This is a genomic window from Streptomyces sp. NPDC031479 (assembly GCF_055581065.1).
The window spans coordinates 75,185-95,919 of sequence record NZ_JBVIKC010000019.1 but is presented as its reverse complement, the minus strand read 5'-3'; the positions used below and the strand labels follow the sequence as shown (position 1 = coordinate 95,919).

At 75.4% G+C, this 20,735-nt stretch carries 3 protein-coding genes; all 3 read right to left on the bottom strand.

Translation table 11 applies throughout. The annotated features are described in order from the left end of the window. Positions 1-16: 16 nt before the first annotated feature. The 3 genes from ACZ5D2_RS22060 to ACZ5D2_RS22050 all read right to left on the bottom strand — a co-directional run bounded on the left by ACZ5D2_RS22060 (position 17) and on the right by ACZ5D2_RS22050 (position 20,698). The gene (locus ACZ5D2_RS22060) at positions 17-4,993 is read right to left on the bottom strand and encodes a type I polyketide synthase (protein WP_468931336.1); all 4,977 of its coding nucleotides are present in this window, start codon (positions 4,991-4,993) and stop codon (positions 17-19) included. Positions 4,994-5,011: 18 nt separating this feature from the next. Beyond that, on the bottom strand, positions 5,012-9,313 hold the full coding sequence (locus ACZ5D2_RS22055; RefSeq protein ID WP_468931333.1) for a type I polyketide synthase: 4,302 nt from the start codon (positions 9,311-9,313) through the stop codon (positions 5,012-5,014). A gap of 108 nt (positions 9,314-9,421) precedes the next feature. Further along, the gene (locus tag ACZ5D2_RS22050; RefSeq protein ID WP_468931292.1) at positions 9,422-20,698 is read right to left on the bottom strand and encodes a type I polyketide synthase; all 11,277 of its coding nucleotides are present in this window, start codon (positions 20,696-20,698) and stop codon (positions 9,422-9,424) included. Positions 20,699-20,735: the final 37 nt, after the last annotated feature.

Sequence of the window (20,735 nt, the reverse complement as noted above, 5' to 3'; positions counted from 1 at the left end):
CGTTGCGGGCGCGGGGTCACTGCGTCTCCAACTCGTCGTCGAGCAGGTCGAAGAGCTCGCTGTCGGAGGCCGAGTCGAGGTCGGCGTCGGAGGCGGGCGCCGCGTCCGCTCCGGTGGCGTTCCAGGCGGCGAGCAGCGCGTGGAGCCTGCCGCTGATCCGGCCGCGGTCTTCGGGGGTGGCCTGCGCGGCCGCGGCGAGGGCGCCGCCGAGCCGGTCGATGTCGTCGAGCAGCGGGTCCAGGCCGTCGGTGTCGCCGAGGAGTTCGGTGCGCAGCAGGGCGGCGAGCTCGACGGGCGTCGGGTGGTCGAAGACCAGGGTGGAGGGCAGGCTCAGGCCGGTGGCGGCGCCGAGCCGGTTGCGCAGTTCGACCGCGCTGAGGGAGTCGAAGCCCAGTTCGCGGAAGGCCCGCTGGGGTCCTACGGCGGCCAGGGCCTCCGGGCCGGTGGTGCCGTGGCCCAGGACGGAGGCGGCCTGCTTGCGGACGAGGTCGAGCAGGAGGCGGTCCTGCTCGGCCGCCGGGAGGCCGGTGAGCCGGTGCAGGAGGGCGTCGGCGGCTCCGTCGGCCTCCTCGGCCTCGGCGGCCGCGGTGGCCTCGGCGCGGGCGAGGAGCCGCGCCGCCTCGGGGACCATCTCGAACAGGGGGCTGTTGCGTTCGGTGTTGGTGCCCAGCGAGAAGCTGTCCCAGCGGATGTCGATGATGACGGGGGCGGTCTCCTCGTGGTCGAGGGACTGCTGGAGCGCGGCGGTGGCGAGCTCCGGGGGGAGCTCCCAGACGCCCTGGAGGCGGGCGCGTTCGCCGACGCCGTTGTCGGCCATGCCGCTGCCCTCCCAGGTGCCCCACACGACGGCGGTGGCGGGCAGGCCGAGGGCGCGGCGCTGCTCGGCGAGGGCGTCGAGGAAGGTGTTGCCGGGGGTGTAGTTACCCAGGCCGGCGGAGCCGTAGGCGGCGCCGAAGGAGGAGAACAGGACGAAGGCGGTGAGCTCCTTGTCCCGGGTCAGTTCCTGGAGGTTGAGGGCGCCGCGCACCTTGACGGCGAGGACGCGCTCCATGCGGTCGGGGGTGAGCGAGTCGACCATGCCGTCGTCGAGGACGGCGGCGGTGTGGAACACCGACGTCAGCGGGGCGTCGGCGGGGATCGCGTCGATGACGGCGGCCAGGGCGGCGGCGTCGCTGACGTCGGCGGCGGCGAGGGTGACCCTGGCGCCGAGGGCGGTGAGTTCGGCTTCGAGGGCGGCGGCGCCGGGGGCGGCGGGTCCGCTGCGGCTGATCAGGAGGAGGTGTTCGGCGCCGGCGCGGGCGAGCCAGCGGGCGGTCTGCGCGCCGAGTCCGCCGGTGCCGCCGGTGATCAGGGCGGTGCCGGACGGCTGCCAGGTGCGGGCCGGGCCGGTATCGCCGAGGGGCGCCCGGACCAGGCGGCGGACCAGGACGTTCCAGGACCGTACCGCGAGCTGGTCCTCGTCGCCGGGTTCGGTGAGGACACCGGCGAGCCGGTTCCAGGCCTCCTCGTCGGGCTGCTGCGGCAGGTCGACGATGCCGCCCCACAGCCGCGGGTGCTCCTGGACGAGGACCCGGGCCAGGCCCCAGACGGCGGCCTGGACGGGGCTGGTCAGCGCGTCGGAGTCGCCGACGGAGACGGCGCCCTGGGTGAGGGCCCACACCGGGGCGTCGAACTCGGCGAGTTCGCGGACCTGGAGGATCGCCTGGACGAGGGTGACGGTGCCGGCCAGGCCGAGCGGGAGCTCGGGGTGGTCGGGGTGGGGGCGCTCGTCGAGGGGGAGCAGGGACAGGATCCCGGTGACGGAGTCCTCGCCCTCGACGGTGAGTTCCTGGTGGAGCTGCTGGGCGAGGGTGTAGCGGTCGGAGGCCCAGACGTCGACGGGGACGCGGACGGTGCGGGCGCCCTGGGCGGCGAGGCGGTCGGCGGCGGCCGCGGCGAGCGCGTCGTCGCCGCCCTCGGACTCCACGATCAGCCAGGTGCCGGTCAGCCGGGGTGCGGCGGTCTCGGCGACCGTCCACACGGTGCGGTAGCGCCAGGAGTCGATCGCGGACTTCTCGCGGCGGGTGCGGCGCCAGGCGGCCAGGGCGGGCAGGGCCTCGCCGAGGGGCTGGTCGGCGCCGACGCCGAGGGGTGCCAGGTCGCCGCTGTCCACGGCCGCCCAGAAGGCGGCGTCGACCTCGTCGCCGCCGTGCGCGGCGACGGCGGGGGCCGCCGGGTCGGCGGGGGTGGTGTCGAGCCAGTAGGGGCGGTGCTGGAAGGCGTACGTGGGCAGGTCGACCCGCTGTGCGCCGTCGGGGAAGACGGTGGGCCAGGCGACGCCGGCGCCGCGGGTCCAGGCTTCGGCGAGGGAGGTGAGGAACCGCTGCGGGCCGCCCTCGTCGCGGCGCAGGGTGCCGAGGGTGACGGCGGACGCGGCGGCCGGGGCCTCGGCGGCGTCGATGGTCTCCTGGACGCCGATGGTGAGGACGGGGTGGGCGCTGGCCTCGACGAACAGGCCGTGGCCGGCGGTGAGGAGGCTGCGGACGCCGTCCTCGAAGCGGACGGTGGTGCGCAGGTTGGTGTACCAGTACTCGGCGTCCAGCTCGGAGCCGTCGGCCCAGTCGCCGGTCACCGTGGAGAAGAAGGGGATCTCGGCGGTGCGCGGCTCGATGCCGGCGAGGAGACCGGTGACCTCGTCGCGGATGGTCTCGACCTGCGCGGAGTGCGAGGCGTAGTCCACGTTGATGCGGCGGGCCCGTACGCCGTCGGCCTCACAGGCCGCCATCAGTTCGTCCAGGGCCTGCGGGTCACCGGAGACGACCGTGGAGCGGGGGCCGTTGACGGAGGCGAGGGAGAGCCGCTCGCCCCAGGCGGAGATGCGTTCGCGGACGGCGTCGGCGACGTCGGCCACCGACACCATGCCGCCCTTGCCCGCCAGGGCCACGATCGCCTTGGCCCGCAGCGCCGACACCTTCGCCGCGTCCTGGAGGGACAGGGCGCCGGAGACGGCGGCGGCGGCGATCTCGCCCTGCGAGTGGCCCAGCACGGCGGCCGGGCGCACCCCGTGGAAGCGCCACAGCTCGGCGAGGGACACCATCACCGCCCACAGCGCCGGCTGGACCACGTCGACCCGGTCGAAACCGGGGACGCCGTCCTTCTGGCGGAGCACGTCCAGCAGCGACCAGTCGGTGTGCGGGGCGAGGGCTTCGGCGCACGCGTCGAGGCGGGCCGCGAACACCGGGGAGGCCTCGTACAGCTCCACGGCCATGCCCACCCACTGGGAGCCCTGGCCGGGGAAGACGAGGACGGGGCGGTCGGCGCCCGCGGCGGCGGTGACGCCGGTGGTGTCGCCCTCGGCGAGCTCGGCGAGCCCGGCGAGGAACTCCTCGTGCTTGGCGGCGACGACCGCGCCGCGCACCGGGTGGGCGGTACGGGTGGTGGCCAGCGAGAAGCCGGTGGAGGCGGGCGCGGCCCCGTCCCGTACGTGGGCCAGCAGGCGGGCGGCCTGCTCGCGCAGGGCGGCCGGGGTGCGGGCGGAGAGGATCCACGGCACGGGGCCGCCGGTCTCCTCCCCGGGGGACGGCTGCTCCGGCCGGTCGGCGGGGGCGGCCTCTTCGAGGATGACGTGGGCGTTGGTGCCGCTGACGCCGAAGGAGGAGACGCCGGCCCGGCGGGGCTCGTCGCCGCGGGGCGTCCAGTCCCGGGACTCGTTCAGCAGCCGGACGCCGCCGGAGGACCAGTCGATGTGCGGGGACGGCTCGTCCGCGTGGAGGGTCTTGGGGAGGACGCCGTGGCGCAGCGCCTGCACCATCTTGATGACGCCGGCGAGGCCGGCGACGGGGCCGCCGTGCCCGATGTTGGACTTCGACGAGCCGAGCCACAGGGGCTGGTCGGCGGTGTGCTCCTGCCCGTAGGTGGCGAGGAGGGCCTGGGCCTCGATGGGGTCGCCGAGGGAGGTGCCGGTGCCGTGCGCCTCGACGGCGTCGACGTCCTGCGGGGTGAGGCGGGCGTTGGCGAGGGCCCGGCGGATGACCTCCTGCTGGGCGGGCTCGCTGGGGGCGGTGAGGCCGTTGCTGGCGCCGTCCTGGTTGAGGGCGGAGCCGCGGATGACGGCGAGGACCCGGTGGCCGTTGCGGCGCGCGTCGGAGAGGCGCTCCACGAGCAGCACGCCGGCGCCCTCGGACCAGGTGGTCCCGTCGGCGTCGGCGCCGAAGGCCTTGCAGCGGCCGTCGGCGGCCAGCGCGCGCTGGCGGCTGAACTCGACGAACGCGGCGGGGCTGGACATGACGGCCACGCCGGCGGCCAGGGCGAGCGAGCACTCGCCCTGGCGCAGGGCCTGCACGGCCAGGTGCAGGGCGACGAGGCCGGAGGAGCAGGCCGTGTCGACGGTGACGGCGGGGCCGGCCAGCCCGAAGGCGTAGGCGACCCGCCCCGACAGGACGCTCGACATGGTGCCGGTGCCGATGTAGCCCTCGACACCGTCCGGCAGGGCGTCCAGCCGGGAGGCGTAGTCGGAGGCGACGGCGCCGACGAAGACGCCCGTCTCGGTGCCCTTCAGCGACGTCGGGTCGTACCCGGCGCGCTCCAGGGTCTCCCAGGCGGTCTCCAGGAACAGCCGCTGCTGCGGGTCCATGGCGGCCGCCTCGCGCGGTGAGATGCCGAAGAGCTCCGGGTCGAAGAGGGTGGCGCCCTGGAGGAAGCCGCCCTCGCGGACGTACGTCTTGCCGGGTGCGTCGGGGTCGGGGTCGTACAGGTCGGTGTCCCAGCCGCGGTCGGCCGGGAAGGGGCCGATCGCGTCGGTACCGGACGCCACGAGGTTCCAGAAGCCCTCGGGGTCGGTGACCCCGCCCGGGAAGCGGCAGGCCATCGAAACGATGGCGATCGGCTCGTGCCCGGCGTCCTCCGCGTCGCGCAGCTGCTGCTTGGTACGGCTCAGATCGGCTGTGACGCGCTTGAGGTATTCACGGAGCTTCTCTTCGTTGCTCGTCGACATGCTCGGTACTCCTAAGTGGATATGGGACGCAGGAGCAGGTCAGGAAGCTCCCAGTTCCTTGTCGATCAGTGCGAAGATCTCGTCGTCCGTCACCGCGGCGAGGGCGTCGTCGTCGAGGACGTCCGCCTCCGTCTCGGTGGCGCGCCACTTCCACAGCAGCGCTTCGAGCCGCTTGGTGACGGTGTCGCGGGCGGCGCCGTCCGGGGCTGCGTCCCCCAGTACGGCTTCCAGGGCGGCGAGTTCCCGCAGTCCGGGCGCCTGCGCGCCGCGGGCGGTGCCCAGCTGGTCGAGGAGGTGCCGGGCGAGGGCGAGTGGGGTCGGGTGGCTGAAGACGAGGGTCGCGGGCAGGGACAGGCCGGTCGCGGCGGTGAGCCGGTTGCGCAGTTCGACCGCGGTCAGCGAGTCGAACCCGAGCTCCCGGAAGGCCCGTTCGGCCTCCACGGATTCCGTCTCCTGGTGGCCGAGGACCGCGGCCACCCGGGTACGGACGAGGTCGGTGACCGTGCGCTCCTGCTCCTGCGGGGAGAGCGCGGCCAGCCGCTGTGCGAACGTGTCGGCCTCCGCCGCGTCCTGCGAGGCGGCCGTCCGGCGTACGGGCGTACGCGTCGCGGTGCCCGCCCCGCCGGTGGCTCCGGCGGCGGCCGCGGCGGCGGTCAGTTCCCCGGCGGACACCAGCCGCGACGCGAACGACGCGACGGTGGCCACGGGGCGGCCGGTGGCGTCGGCGACCGTGAGGGCCACCTCGTCCGGTCCGGCCGGGGTCAGGTGCACGCGCACGCGCGAGGCGCCCGTGGCGTGCAGGCGCACGCCGCTCCACGCGAACGGCAGCCAGGCCGTTCCGTCCTCCGCTTCCGGCCCGCTCACCGCCAGCGCGTGGAGCGCGGCGTCGAGCAGGGCCGGGTGGAGGCCGAACCGGTCGGCGTCCTCCTGCTGATCCTCGGGCAGCACCACCTCGGCGTACACCCCGACACCGTCGCCCGGGAGCCAGACCTCGGCCAACCCCTGAAAGGCGGGGCCGTACCCGTACCCCGACCCCGACAGCCCCTCATAGAACCCGTCGAGGTCCACCCGCTCGGCGCCGGCCGGGGGCCAGACGGTGAGCTCGCGGCCCGGTTCGGGGGTTTCGGCGCGGCTGAGGACGCCCTGGGCGTGGCGGGTCCAGGGGCCGTCGGCGGCGTCCTGGCGGCCGTACACGGCGACGGTGCGCCTGGAGGCGGCGTCGGGCGGGCCGAGGACGATCTGGAGCAGTACGGGGCCCTCGTCGGGCAGGACGAGGGGTGCCTCCAGGGTGAGTTCGTCGAGGGTGTCGCAGCCGGCCTCGTCACCGGCGCGGACGGCGAGTTCGACGAACGCGGCGCCGGGCAGCACCCGGGCTCCGGCGACGGCGTGGTCGGCGAGCCAGGGGTGGGTGCGCAGCGACAGGCGGCCGGTGAGGACGGTCTGGCCGCCCTCGGCGAGGCGGACGGCCGCCCCGAGGAGGGGGTGGTCGGCGGCGCCGAGACCGGCGGCGGCCACGTCGGCGGCGGCGGAGCCCGCGCCGGTGGCCGTCAGCCAGTAGCGCTCGCGCTGGAAGGCGTACGTGGGCAGCTCCACGCCGGAGACGTCCTGGCCGGCGTGGACCGTCTGCCAGTCGACGGGGGCGCCGTGGGTCCAGGCCTCGGCGAGGGAGGCGAGGAAGCGCTGCGGGCCGCCCTCGTCGCGGCGCAGGGTCCCGAGGGTGACGGCGGCCGGCTCCGTGGTGTCGATGGTCTCCTGGACGCCGATGGTGAGGACGGGGTGGGCGCTGGCCTCGACGAAGACCTTGTGGCCGCGCTCCAGGAGGCCGCCGATGGCGTCCTGGAAGCGGACCGTGTGGCGGAGGTTGGTGTACCAGTACTCGGCGTCGAGCTCGGAGCCGTCGGCCCACTCCCCCGTCACCGTGGAGAAGAACGGGACCTCCGCCGTCCGCGGCTCGATGCCCGCGAGGAGACCGATGACCTCGTCGCGGATCGACTCCACCTGCGGACCGTGCGAGGCGTAGTCGACGTTGATGCGACGCGCCCGGACGCCGTCGGCCTCACAGGCCGCCATCAGCTCGTCCAGGGCCTCCGGATCACCCGAGACCACCGTGGACTGCGGACCGTTCACCGAGGCCAGCGCGAGCCGCTCACTCCAGGCGGAGATACGTTCCGCCACAGCCTCGGCCGTGTCCGCGACGGAGACCATGCCGCCCTTGCCGGCGAGCGCCACGATGGCCCGCGCGCGCAGCGCGGACACCTTCGCCGCGTCCTCCAGCGACAGCGCGCCGGAGACGGCGGCGGCGGCGATCTCGCCCTGCGAGTGACCCACGACGGCCGCCGGAACGACCCCGGCCGCACGCCACACCTCGGCGAGGGACACCATCACCGCCCACAGCGCGGGCTGGACCACGTCCACCCGGTCGAAACCGGGAGCCCCCTCCTTCTGCCGGAGCACGTCCAGCAGCGACCAGTCCGTGTGCGGGGCCAGCGCCTCCGCGCACGCGTCCAGACGGGCCGCGAACACCGGCGAGGCCTCGTACAGCTCCACCGCCATCCCCGCCCACTGGGAGCCCTGCCCCGGGAACACGAAGACCGTCTTGCCGGTGCCCGCCTGCCCCTGGTGCACGCCCGTCGCGGTGTCGCCCCCGGCGAGGGCGGCGAGGGCGCGCTCGGTGTCCTGGGCGGAGCCCGGCGAGGTGATCGCCGCGCGGTGGTCGAAGGCGGCCCGGGTGGTGGCCAGGGCGATGCCGGTGGCGGTGTGCGCGCCGGGGTGCTTCGCGGCGTGCGCGGCGAGCCGTCCGGCCTGGCCGCGCAGGGCGGCGGCGGTGCGGGCCGACAGGAGCCACGGGGTTCCCGCCACGGGGGCGGACAGGACGGCGGGACGGCCGGAGCCGGACTCGGCCGGCTCGCCCTCGGTGTCGGCTCCGGTGTCCGCTCCGGTGTCCTCGGGGGTCTGTTCCAGGATGACGTGGGCGTTGGTGCCGCTGATGCCGAACGCGGACACCCCGGCCCGCCGCGGACGGCCGGTCTCCGGCCAGGCGCGCGCCTCGGTCAGCAGCTCCACGGCGCCGGAGGCCCAGTCGATCTTCGGGGAGGGCGCGTCGACGTGCAGGGTCTGCGGGAGCAGGCCGCCGCGCATCGCCATGACCATCTTCATGACGCCGGCCGCGCCCGAAGCCGCCGAGGTGTGGCCGATGTTGGACTTCACGGAGCCGAGCCACAGCGGCCGGTCGGCGGGCCGGTTCTGCCCGTAGGTGGCGAGGAGGGCCTGCGCCTCGATGGGGTCGCCGAGGGTGGTGCCGGTGCCGTGCGCCTCGACGGCGTCGACGTCGGCGGCGGAGACGCGGGCGTTGGCGAGGGCCTGCTTGATGACCCGCATCTGGGCAGGCCCGTTGGGGGCGGTGAGCCCGTTGCTGGCGCCGTCCTGGTTGACGGCGGTGCCCCGGATCACGGCCAGGACGCGGCGGCCGGCGCGGCGGGCGTCGGAGAGCCGTTCGAGGAGGAGCATGCCGACGCCCTCGGCGGGCCCGAAGCCGTCGGCGGCGGCGGCGAAGGCCTTGCAGCGGCCGTCGGCGGCCAGCGCCCGCTGGCGGCTGAACTCCACGAACCCCGCGGGGTTCGACATGACGGTGACACCGCCGGCGAGGGCCATGGAGCACTCGCCGCCCCGCAGCGCCTGGGCGGCCATGTGCAGGGCGACGAGGGAGGAGGAGCAGGCGGTGTCGATGGTGACGGCCGGGCCCTCCAGGCCGAGGGAGTAGGAGAGCCGGCCGGACATGACGCTGGCCAGGTTGCCGGTGCCGAGGTACCCCTCCAGTTCCTCCGGGGCCTGGAGGATGCCGGTGGTGTAGTCGATGGCGCTGAAGCCCACGAAGGTGCCGGTGAGGCTGCCGGCGAGGGTGGTGGGGTCGATCCCGGCGCGTTCGACGGCCTCCCAGCCGGTCTCCAGCAGCAGCCGCTGCTGGGGGTCCATGGCGAGGGCCTCGCGCGGGGAGATCCCGAAGAAGCCGGCGTCGAACGCGTCGAGGTCGTGCAGGAAGCCGCCTTCCTTCACGTAGTTGGTGCCGGGCTTGTCGGGGTCGGGGTCGTAGAGGGACTCGATGTCCCACCCGCGGTTGACGGGGAAGTCGCCGACGGCGTCGCCGCCGGCGGCGACGAGCTCCCACAGGTCCTCTGGGGAGCTCACCCCGCCGGGGTAGCGGCAGGCCATGCCGGTGATCGCGATCGGCTCGTGGCCGGCCGACTCGGCGGCCTGCAGCCGCTTGCGGGTCTGCTGCAGGTCGGCCGTCGCCCGCTTGAGGTATTCGAGGAGCTTCTCTTCGTTGTTCGCCATGGTCGGTATCTCCGTGGGCCCCGTGGGGCGGATCGCTGGCCGGCGGGTGGGATGGGGGAAGGGGTGCCTCCCCGGACGGGCCGTGGCCCGGCCGGGGAGACACCCCTCCCGGATGTGTCAGGAGGTGCCCAGCTCTTTGTCGAGCAGGGCGAACATGTCGTCGGCGGTGGCGCCCTGGAGGCCGTCGCCGGTGCTCTCGTCCGGGGCGGCTTCGGTGCCGCCCACGGTCCACAGCAGGGCTTCGAGGCGCTGCCTGAGCTTGGTGCGTGTGTCGCTGTCGGGCGCGGCGGCGGCGAGCGCGCCTTCGAGGCGGTCGAGCTCGTCGAGGACCGAGCCGACGGGTGCCGTCGACTCGGGCAGCAGGGCGCCGCGCAGGTGGCCGGCGAGGGCCGCCGGGTTGGGGTAGTCGAAGACGATGGTGGCGGGGAGCTTCAGACCGGTGGCGGCGCCGAGCCGGTCGCGCAGCTCGACGGCGGTCAGCGAGTCGAAGCCGAGGCCCTTGAAGGCGCGCCCGGGTTCGATGGCGTCGCCCGAGTCGTGGCCGAGGACGCCGGCCACCTTCTCGCGCACCAGGTCGAGGAGGATCGTCTCGCGCTCGGCGGGGTTCGCCGCGGTGAGCTCCTCGACGAGCCGGGCCGCGGACCCGGTGGCGGCGGCCGCCGCCGTCCCGGCGGGTTCGTCGGAGGCCTTCAGGGCGGCGCGGGCCTCCGGGACGCCCTGGATGAGCGGGCTGGGACGGCCGGAGGTGAAGCCGCGGGCGAAGCGCTCCCACTCGACGTCGGCGACGGCGCGGAACACCTCATCGTGCTCGACGGCCTGGACCATCGCGTTCAGGGCGAGTTCGGGGTCCATCTCGATGACGCCGCGGCGGCGCATGTACTCCTCCACGCCCTCGCCCTCCATCATGCCGCCGCCGCCCCAGGCGCCCCAGGCGAGGGAGGTGGCGGTCAGGCCGCGGGCCCGGCGCTGCTGGGCGAACGCGTCGAGCCAGGCGTTGCCGGGGGCGTAGCCGCCGTGCCGGCCGCTGCCCCAGACACCGGAGTTGGAGGAGAACAGGACGAACGCGTCGAGCGCGGTGTCGCCGAGGAGCTCGTCGAGGTGACGGGCGCCGTCGATCTTGCCCTCGTTGATCTTCCGGTACTCGTCGGTGGTCATCTCGTCGACGAGGGTCGACTGGACGATGCCGACGGCGTGGACGACCGCGGTCAGGGGCTGTCCGGCCGGGATCGCGTCGAGGACCGCCTTGAGCTGTGCGCGGTCGGACACGTCGCAGGCCGCGATGGTGACGTCGGCGCCCAGCGCCCTGAGCTCGGCGGCGAGTTCCGCCGCCCCGGGGGCGTCGGCGCCGCGCCGGCTGGTGAGGACGAGGTGGGCGGCGCCGGTGGCGGCGAGGCGGCGGGCCACGCGGGCGCCGACGCCTCCGGTGCCGCCGGTGACCAGGACGGTCCCGGACGGCTCCCAGCGGCGGACCGGCTCGCGGTCGCCGAGCGGGGCGCGCACCAGGCGGCGGCCGAAGGCTCCGCCGGCCCGGACGGCGACCTGGTCCTCGTCGCCGGGGCCGGTGAGGACCCGGGCGAGCCGGGCCGCGGCCCGCTCGTCGAGTTCCGCCGGCAGGTCGACGAGTCCGCCCCAGGTGCGGGGCTGTTCGAGGCCGACGACCCGGCCGAGGCCCCACAGCTGGGCCTGGACGGGGTCGGCGGGCGCGTCCGACGGCCCGGTGGCGACGGCGCCGTGGGTGAGCGCCCACAGGGGCGCGGTGACGCCGGCGTCGTTCAGTGCCTGGACGAGGACGAGGGTGCCGGTGGCGACGGCGTCCCGGTCGGCGGCGTCGCCGAACAGGGAGACCACCCCGGTGAACGGGCCGTCGGGCAGCAGCGCGGCCCAGGCCGTGCGGTCGGCGTCGGCCGGGTCGAGGGCGATGCGGTGGACGTCGGCGCCGTGCGCGGCGAGCGCGGCGACGGTGGCGGCGGTGCGCTCCGGGTCGGCCGTCCGCAGGGGTTCCACGACGAGCCAGCCTCCGGTGAGCCGGTCGCCGGCGTCCTCGGGCAGCAGGGTCCAGTCGACGTCGTAGCGCCAGGAGTCGACGGTGGAGCGTTCGCGCCGGCCGCGCCGCCAGGTGGCGAGCTCGGGCAGCAGGTCGCGCAGCGGGCGGTCGCCGTCGAGGCCGACGGTCTCGGCCAGGGAGTCGAGGTCGCCGGCCTCGACGGCCGACCAGAACGCGCCCTCGGTCTCCTCGCCCGGGCCCTGCGGGGCGGCGGACTCGGCGGGGCCGGAGGCCAGCCAGTAGCGCTGCTGCTGGAAGGCGTACGTGGGGAGTTCGACGGTGCGCGCGCCGCGTCCGGCGAGGACGGAGTCCCAGTCGACGTCGACGCCGCGGGTCCAGGCGGCGGCGAGGGAGGTGTAGAAGCGGGCGAGGCCGCCCTCCTCGCGGCGCAGGGTGCCCAGGGCCAGGGCTTCGGATCCGGCGTCCTCGGCGGTCTCCATGACCCCGTACACGAGGACGGGGTGGGCGCTGGACTCGACGAACACGCGGTGTCCGTCGGCCAGCAGGGAGCGGACCACGGGCTCGAAGGACACCGGCTGACGGCAGTTCTCGTACCAGTAGGCGGCGGTGAGTTCGGAGCCGTCCAGGACCTCGCCCGTGACGGTGGAGTACAGGGGGACGGATCCGGCGCGCGGCCGGACGAACGACAGGAGTTCGATCACCCGGTCCTTGAGGCGGTCGACCTGGGCGCAGTGGGAGGCCACCGTGGAGGGGATGATCTTCGCCCGGACGCCGTCGGCCTCCAGGGCGGCGACGAGCTCCTCCAGGGGAGCCACCTCACCGGCGACGGTGACGGTGCCCGGACCGTTGATCCCCGCGATGGACAGCGCGTCCCCGTACCGGGCGATCCGCTCGCGGACCGCGTCCGCGCCCAGCGACACCGAGGCGACCGCACCCCGGCCCACCAGCTCGTCCGCGAACAGCTGCGAACGCAGCACGACCACCTTCGCGCCGTCCTCCAGCGACAGCGCGCCCGAGACGACGGCAGCGGCGATCTCACCCTGCGAGTGACCCACCACCGCGTCCGGCACCACACCCGCCGCACGCCACAGCTCGGCCAGCGACACCATCACGGTGAACAGCACCGGCTGGAGCACCTCGATACGGGTCAGGTCCCCGTCCCCGCGCAGCACCCCCTCCACCGACCAGTCGACATGCGCCTGGACGGCCGCCGCGACCTCGGCGAACCGGGCCGCGAACACCGGCGAGGAATCCAGCAGCTCCACCGCCATCCCCGCCCACTGCGACCCCTGACCGGGGAAGACGAACACCGTCTTGCCCTCGGTGTCGGCGGCGCCGGTGACGGTGCGTCCGGCGGGCGCGCCGGCCGCGAGCGCGGCGAGTCCGGCGAGGGCCTCCTCACGGCTGCCGAGGACGACGGCGGCCCGGTGCTCCAGGCGCGCCCGGGTGGTGGCCAGGGACAGGGCCACGTCGGACAGGGACAGGTCGACGTCGGCGGCGAGGTGGTCGTGCAGCCGCCCCGCCTGTGCCTGGAGGGCGGCCGGGTTCTTGCCGGTCAGGGTCCAGGGCACGGTGGCGGCGAGGACTCCCGCCACCGTCGGGCGTGCGGTGTCCTCGGGCGCCCGGTCGTGGTCCGGGGTCGCGGCCCGCGGGGCCTGCTCCAGGATGACGTGGGCGTTGGTGCCGCTGAGGCCGAAGGAGGAGACACCGACGCGGCGCGGGTGGCCGGTCTCGGGCCAGGCGCGCTGCTCGGTGAGCAGTTCGACGGCCCCGGTGGACCATTCGACGTGCGGGGAGGGCTCGTCGACGTGCAGGGTCTTGGCGAGGACGCCGTGGCGCAGGGCCATCACGGACTTGATGACGCCCGCGATGCCGGAGACGGCCTGGGTGTGGCCGATGTTGGACTTGAGGGAGCCGAGCCACAGCGGCCGGTCCTCGGGGCGGCCCTGGCCGTAGGTGGCGAGCAGGGCGTGCGCCTCGATGGGGTCGCCGAGCTTCGTGCCGGTGCCGTGGGCCTCGACGGCGTCGACGTCCTGCGCGGCGAGCTTGGCGGAGGCCAGGGCCTGGCGGATGACGCGCTGCTGGGACGGGCCGCTGGGGGCGGTGAGGCCGTTGCTGGCGCCGTCCTGGTTGGTGGCGGAGCCGCGGACGACCGCGAGGACGCGGTGTCCGTTGCGGCGGGCGTCGGAGAGCTTCTCCAGGAGGAGCACGCCGAGGCCTTCGGAGAAGGCGGTGCCGTCGGCGGCTCCGGCGAAGGCCTTGGCACGGCCGTCGGCGGCGAGGGCCCGCTGGCGTCCGAACTCCACGAACTCGGCGGGGGTCGACATGACGGCGACGCCGCCGGCCAGGGCCATCGAGCACTCGCCCTGGCGCAGGGACTGCGCGGCCAGGTGCAGGGCGACCAGCGAGGAGGAGCAGGCGGTGTCGACGGTGACGGCCGGTCCTTCGAGGCCGAAGCTGTAGGCGACGCGGCCGGAGATGACGCTGTTGGAGAGGCCGGTGCCGAAGTAGCCCTCGACGCCTTCGGGGATCTCGCGCAGTTCGGTGGCGTACCCGGACGGGACGGCTCCGACGAAGACGCCGGTGCGGCTGCCCTTGAGGGTGGCCGGGTCGATGCCGGCCCGTTCGAAGACCTGCCAGGCGCCTTCCAGGACGAGCCGCTGCTGCGGGTCCATGGCGAGGGCCTCGCGCGGGGAGATCCCGAAGAGTTCGGCGTCGAAGCGGCCGGCGTCGTGCAGGAAGCCGCCTTCCTTGACGTAGGTGCGGCCGGGGGTGCCGGGCTCGGGGTCGTAGAGGGCGTCGAGGTCCCAGCCGCGGTCGGCGGGGAAGGCGCCGATGGCGTCGCCCTCGCCGGTGACGAGCCGCCACAGGGCTTCGGGCGAGTCCACGCCGTCGGGGAAGCGGCAGGCCATGCCGACGATCACGACCGGGTCGCCGTCGGCGGCCGGGGCGGTGAGGGGGGCGTTGTCCTCCTCCCGCTGTTCGCGGTCGGCGTCGCCGACGAGCGCGGTGCGCAGTTGGCGGGCGAGGGAGGCCGGCGTGGGGTGGTCGAAGACGATGGTCGCGGGCAGGCGCAGTCCGGTGGCCCCGCCGAGGCGGTTGCGCAGCTCGACGGCGGTCAGGGAGTCGAAGCCGAGCTCCTTGAAGGCCTTCTCGGCGCCGACGGCTTCGGCGGCGGAGTGCCCGAGGACGGCGGCCGCGTGGGTGCGGACCAGGTCGAGCAGGGTGCGCAGCTGGTCGTCGGGGCTCAGCGCGGTGAGTCGGCGGGCGAGCGCGGAGCCGCCGGCGCCGTCGGCGCTCTCCACCGTGCGGCGGGCGGACACGCGGACCAGGCCGCGGGCGAGCGCGGGCAGGCTGTGGGTGGTGGCCATGGTCCGCAGGGCGCCCGCGTCCAGGCGTACGGGCACCAGGAGGGGTGCGCCGCCGGTGGTGCCCGCGTCGAGGAGGGCGAGGCCCTCGGCCGGGGAGAAGGCGACCATGCCGGAGCGGGCCATGCGGGCCACGTCCTCCTCGGAGAGGTGGCCGGTCATGCCGCTGGCCTCGTCCCACAGTCCCCAGGCGAGGGAGGTGGCGGGCAGGCCCCGGGCGCAGCGGTGCTGGGCGAGGGCGTCGAGGAAGGCGTTGGCGGCGGCGTAGTTGCCCTGGGCGGGGCCTCCGATGACGCCGGCGGCGGAGGAGAACAGGACGAAGGCGGTCAGGTCCAGGTCGCGGGTGAGCTCGTGCAGGAGCGCGGCCGCGTCCGCCTTGGGCCGCAGGACGGCGGCGAGCCGGTCGGCGTCGAGGGAGGCGATCACGCCGTCGTCGAGGACTCCGGCGGTGTGGACGACCGCGCGCAGCGGCCGGCCGGCGGGGATGGCGGCGAGGAGTGCGGCGAGCGCGTCGCGGTCGGCGGCGTCGCACGCCACGACCTCGGCCGAACCGCCCAGCTCCGCTATCTCCGCGACCAGTTCGGCCGCCCCCGGGGCCTGCGGGCCACGGCGGCCGGCCAGCAGCAGGTGGCGTACGCCGTGCTCGGTGACCAGGTGCTTGGCCACGAGGGCGCCCAAAGTGCCCGTACCGCCCGTGATCAGGACCGTCCCGGCCGGGTCCCAGCCCTGCGGGACCGTCAGGACGATCTTGCCCGTGTGCTTGGCCTGGCTCATGAACCGGAACGCCTCGGGGGCCCGCCGGACGTCCCAGCTCCGCAGGGGAAGGGGCCGGAGCGTGCCCGCCTCGAAGAGCCGGCCCAGCTCGGTGAGCATCCCGGCGATCCGGTCGGGTCCCGCCTCGGCGAGGTCGAAGGCCCGGTAGCCGACTCCGGGGTGGTCCCGTTCGGTGTCGCGCGGGTCGCGGACGTCGGTCTTGCCCATCTCGACGAACCGGCCGCCGCGCGGCAGCAGCCGCAGCGAGGCGTCGGTGAGTTCGCCCGCGAGGGAGTTCAGGACGACGTCGACGCCCTCGCCGCCGGTGGCGGCGCGGAAGCGCTCCTCGAAGGAGGCGTCGCGGGAGGAGGCGATGTGGGCGTCGTCGAGACCGGCGGCGCGCAGCGCGTCCCACTTGCCCTCACTGGCGGTTGCGAAGACCTCGGCGCCCAGGTGCCGGGCGATCCGCACGGCGGCCGAGCCGACACCGCCCGCGGCGGCGTGGACCAGGATCCGCTCGCCGGCCTTCAGGCCCGCCAGGTCGACGAGAGCGTAGTACGCGGTGAGGAAGGCGGTCGGCGCGGACGCGGCCTCCTCGAAGGACCAGCCGTCGGGAACGCGGGTGACGACGCGCCGGTCGGCCACCGTGTGCGGGCCGAACGCGCCGGGGAACGGGCCCATCACGCGGTCGCCGACGGCGAGTCCGGTGACGCCGGGACCGGTCTCGGTGACGACGCCGGCGCCCTCGTTGCCCATGGTCGCGTCGCCCGGGTACATGCCGAGCGCGATCATCACGTCGCGGAAGTTCAGGCCGGCGGCCCGGACCGCGATACGGATCTCGCCCTCGGCAAGCGGCCGGGTCCCGGCGGGCACCAGGGCGAGGTGGTCGAGGGTTGCTCCGGAGGAGGCGAGCTGCCACCCGGCGGCGGACCGCGGGGGCGTCAGCATGCCGCCGGGGGCGGTCCCGCGGACCAGGCGCGGCGCGAGCACCGCCGTGTCGCGTACGGCGGCCTGCGGCTCGTCGGCGCGCCGCGCGGCGGCGACGGCCGTGGGGAGCGCCGCGGCGGCGGCCTCGGCCGCGTCCGCGTCGAGGTCGACGAGCAGCAGCCGGCCCGGGTTCTCGGCCTGCGCGGAGCGGACCAGGCCCCACAGCGGGGCGTGGACCAGGTCGGTGACGTCCTCGCCGGGGCGTACGGAGACGGCGCCGCGGGTGACGACGGCCAGCCGGGCGTCCTCCAGCCGGTCGTCGGCGAGCCACTCCTGGAGGAGGACGAGGACGCGGGCGGTCTCCTCGCGCACCGCGTCGGCGAGCGCGCCGGCCGGGGCGTCCGCGTCCGGGGCCGGGGCACCGCCGACGGGCAGGACGACGACCTCGGGGGCGGGCAGCCCGGCGGCGACGGCGTCGCCGAGGGTGGCCACGTCGTCGAAGACCTGCGGGAACGCGCCGAGCCGCTGGAAGGCGGCCTCGATGCCGAGGCGGTCCTCGCCGAGGACGATCCAGTCGTGCGGGGCGGCGCCCTCGGGGAGGTCGGCGGTCTCCACGGCCGTCCAGTCCAGCCGGTACAGGGAGTCGTCGGTCGCGGGACCGGCGTCGAGGGAGGCGGCGCCGACGGCCCGGGACACCAGGGCGCCGACGGTGGCGACCGGGCGGCCGGTGGCGTCGGCGATCTCCAGGCCGACGCCGTCCTCACCGGCCGGGGCGATCCGCACGCGCAGCGCGGTCGCGCCGACCGCGTGGAGGCCGACCCCGTTCCAGGAGAACGGCAGGCGTACGCCCTCGGCCTCGCCACGCGCGGCGGACACCAGTCCGGCGTGCAGGGCGGCGTCGAGGAGGGCGGGGTGGAGGCCGAAGCGGGCGGCGTCCTCGTGCTGCTCGTGGGGAAGGGCGACCTCGGCGTAGATCTCGTCGCCGCCGGTCTGCTTCCACACGGCGGTCAGGCCCCGGAAGGCGGGCCCGTACTGGTAGCCGGCACCGGCCAGGGCCTCGTAGAAGCCGTCGAGGTCGACGGGTTCGGCGCCCGGCGGCGGCCAGGCTGCCAGGTCGAAGGACGGTTCCCGGCGGGAGCTCAGCAGCAGGCCGGTGGCGTGCCGGGTCCACGGGGTGCCCTCGGGGGCGTCCTCGGGGAGGGAGTAGAGGGCCACGGGACGGTGGCCGTCGGGTTCGTGCCCGCCGACGACGAGCTGGAGGCGGACCGCGCCCTCGACGGGCAGGACGAGGGGGGCCTCCAGGGTGAGCTCGTCGAGCGTGTCGCAGCCGGCCTCGTCACCGGCGCGGACGGCGAGTTCGACGAACGCGGTGCCGGGGAGGATGACGGTGCCGTTCACGGCGTGGTCGGCGAGCCAGGGGTGGGTGCGCAGCGACAGGCGGCCGGTGAGGACGGCCTGGTCCCCGTCGGCGAGGCGGACGGTCGCGCCGAGGAGGGGGTGGTCGGCGGCGCCGAGGCCGGCGGCGGACACGTCCCCGGATCCGGAGCCGGCCACCTCCAGCCAGTAGCGCTCGCGCTGGAAGGCGTACGTGGGCAGCTCGACGCGCCGGCCCGGGTCGTCCGCGGCGGCCTGGACCGTCTGCCAGTCGACGGGGGCGCCGTGGGTCCAGGCCTGGGCGAGGGAGGCGAGGAAGCGCTGCGGGCCGCCCTCGTCGCGGCGCAGGGTGCCGAGGGTGACGGCGGACGCGCCGGCGGCCTCGATGGTCTCCTGGACCCCGATCGTCAGCACCGGGTGCGCACTGGACTCCACGAACAGCCCGTGGCCACGCTCCATCAGGGCGCCGATCGCGTCCTGGAAGCGGACGGTGCGGCGGAGGTTGGTGTACCAGTACTCGGCGTCCAGTTCGGAGCCGTCGGCCCACTCCCCCGTCACCGTGGAGAAGAACGGGACCTCGGCGGTCCGGGGCTCGATCCCGGACAGCAGTCCGATGACCTCGTCACGGATCGACTCGACCTGCGGACCGTGCGAGGCGTAGTCCACGTTGATGCGGCGGGCACGGACGCCATCGGCCTCACAGGCCGCCATCAGCTCGTCCAGGGCCTCCGGATCACCCGAAACCACCGTCGACTGAGGGCCGTTGACGGAAGCCAGGGCCAGACGCTCGCCCCAGCCGGAGATACGTTCCACCACCGCATCGGCCGTGTCGGCGACGGAGACCATGCCGCCCTTGCCGGCCAGGGCGAGCAGCGCCTTGGCCCGCAGCGCGGACACCTTCGCCGCATCCTCCAGCGACAGCGCCCCGGACACGGCCGCGGCCGCGATCTCACCCTGCGAGTGACCCACGACGGCCGCCGGAACGACCCCGGCCGCACGCCACAGCTCCGCGAGCGACACCATCACCGCCCACAGCGCCGGCTGGACCACATCCACCCGGTCGAACCCCGGAGCGCCGTCCTTCCCCCGGAGCACGTCCAGAAGGGACCAGTCGGTGTGCGGGGCCAGCGCCTCCGCGCACGCGTCCAGACGGGCCGCGAACACCGGCGAGGAGTCGTACAGCTCCACCGCCATCCCCGCCCACTGCGAGCCCTGCCCCGGGAACACGAACACCGGACGGTCCGCTCCCTTGACCACGGCGCCGTCCACGACCCCCGTCGCCGGAAGCCCGGCGGCGAGCGCGTCCAGGCCGGTCAGGAAGCCGTCCCGGTCGGCCGCGAGGACGACACCGCGCCGCTCCAGCCCGGCCCGGGTCGTCACCAGGGCCCGGGCCACGGCGGCGGGTTCCAGGTCGGTGTCGGACTCCGCGTGGGCGCGCAGCCGGGCCGCCTGCCCGTGCAGGGCCTCGGTGGTCTTGCCGGACAGGGTCCACGGGACCGGCCCGCCGGTGACGACGGCCGGAGCCGGAGCGGGGGCCTGGGGTGCGGCGCTCTCGGCGGCCTCCTCGGCCCCGTCCTGTGCGAGGTGCTGCTCCAGGATGATGTGGGCGTTGGTGCCGCTGATGCCGAACGAGGAGACGGCGGCCCGGCGCGGGCGGCCGTCGACGGTCCAGGCGGCGGGCTCGGTGAGGAGTTCCACCGCGCCGGCGGACCAGTCGATGTGCGGGGAGGGCTCGCTGACGTGGAGGGTCTTGGGCATGACGCCGTCCCGCATCGCCATGACCATCTTGATGACGCCGGCGATGCCCGAAGCGGCCTGCGTGTGACCGATGTTGGACTTCACGGAGCCCAGCCGCAGCGGGGTGGCGTCCGCGGGCCGCTGCCCGTAGGTCGCGAGCAGCGCCCCGGCCTCGATCGGGTCGCCGAGGGCCGTGCCGGTGCCGTGCGCCTCGACGACGTCGACGTCCTGGGCGGTCAGCCGGGCGTTGGCGAGGGCCTGCTTGATGACGCGCTGCTGGGAGGGGCCGTTGGGGGCGGTCATGCCGTTGCTGGCGCCGTCCTGGTTGGTCGCCGATCCCCGTACGACGGCCAGGACCTCGTGGCCGTTGCGCACGGCGTCGGAGAGCCGCTCGACGAGGAGGATGCCCGCGCCCTCGGCGAGCGCCATGCCGTCGGCGCCCGCGGAGAAGGCCTTGCAGCGGCCGTCGGCGGCCATGCCGCGCTGTTCGCTGTAGCCGATGAACTCCAGCGGGGTGGACATGACGGTGACGCCGCCGACGAGCGCCATGGAGCACTCGTCGGCGCGCAGCGCCTGGGCGGCCATGTGCAGGGCGACGAGGCCCGAGGAGCAGGCGGTGTCGACGGAGACGGCCGGGCCCTCCAGGCCGAAGGTGTAGGCGATGCGGCCGGAGACGACGCTGGCCGCGCTGCCGGTGGTCAGGTGGCCCTCGTAGCCCTCGGGGATGGAGGGCAGGGACCAGCAGTAGTCGAGGTTGTAGCAGCCGACGAAGGTGCCGGTGCGGCTGCCCTTCACGGACTGCGGGTCGATCCCGGCCCGCTCGAAGGCCTCCCAGGCGGCTTCCATGACGAGGCGCTGCTGCGGGTCCATCGCGAGGGCCTCGCGCGGGGAGATCCCGAAGACGCCCGGGTCGAATTCCCCGGCCCCGTAGAGGAATCCGCCTTCCTTCACGTAGGTGCGGCCGGAGCGCTCCGGGTCCGGGTCGTAGATCGCGTCGAGGTCCCAGCCGCGGTCCTCGGGGAAGGGACCGATGGCGTCCCCGCCGTCCGACACCAGGCGCCACAGGTCCTCCGGCGACGCGACGCCGCCGGGGAAGCGGCAGGCCATGCCGACGATCGCGATCGGCTCGTGTCCGGCGTCCTCGGCCTCGCGCAGCCGCTGCTTCGTCTCGTGCAGGTCGGCGGTGACCCACTTGAGGTAGTCGCGGAGCGTCTCTTCGTTCGTCGCCATGGGGACCTCTTTGAACCTCTCGAATAGAGCTGGAATT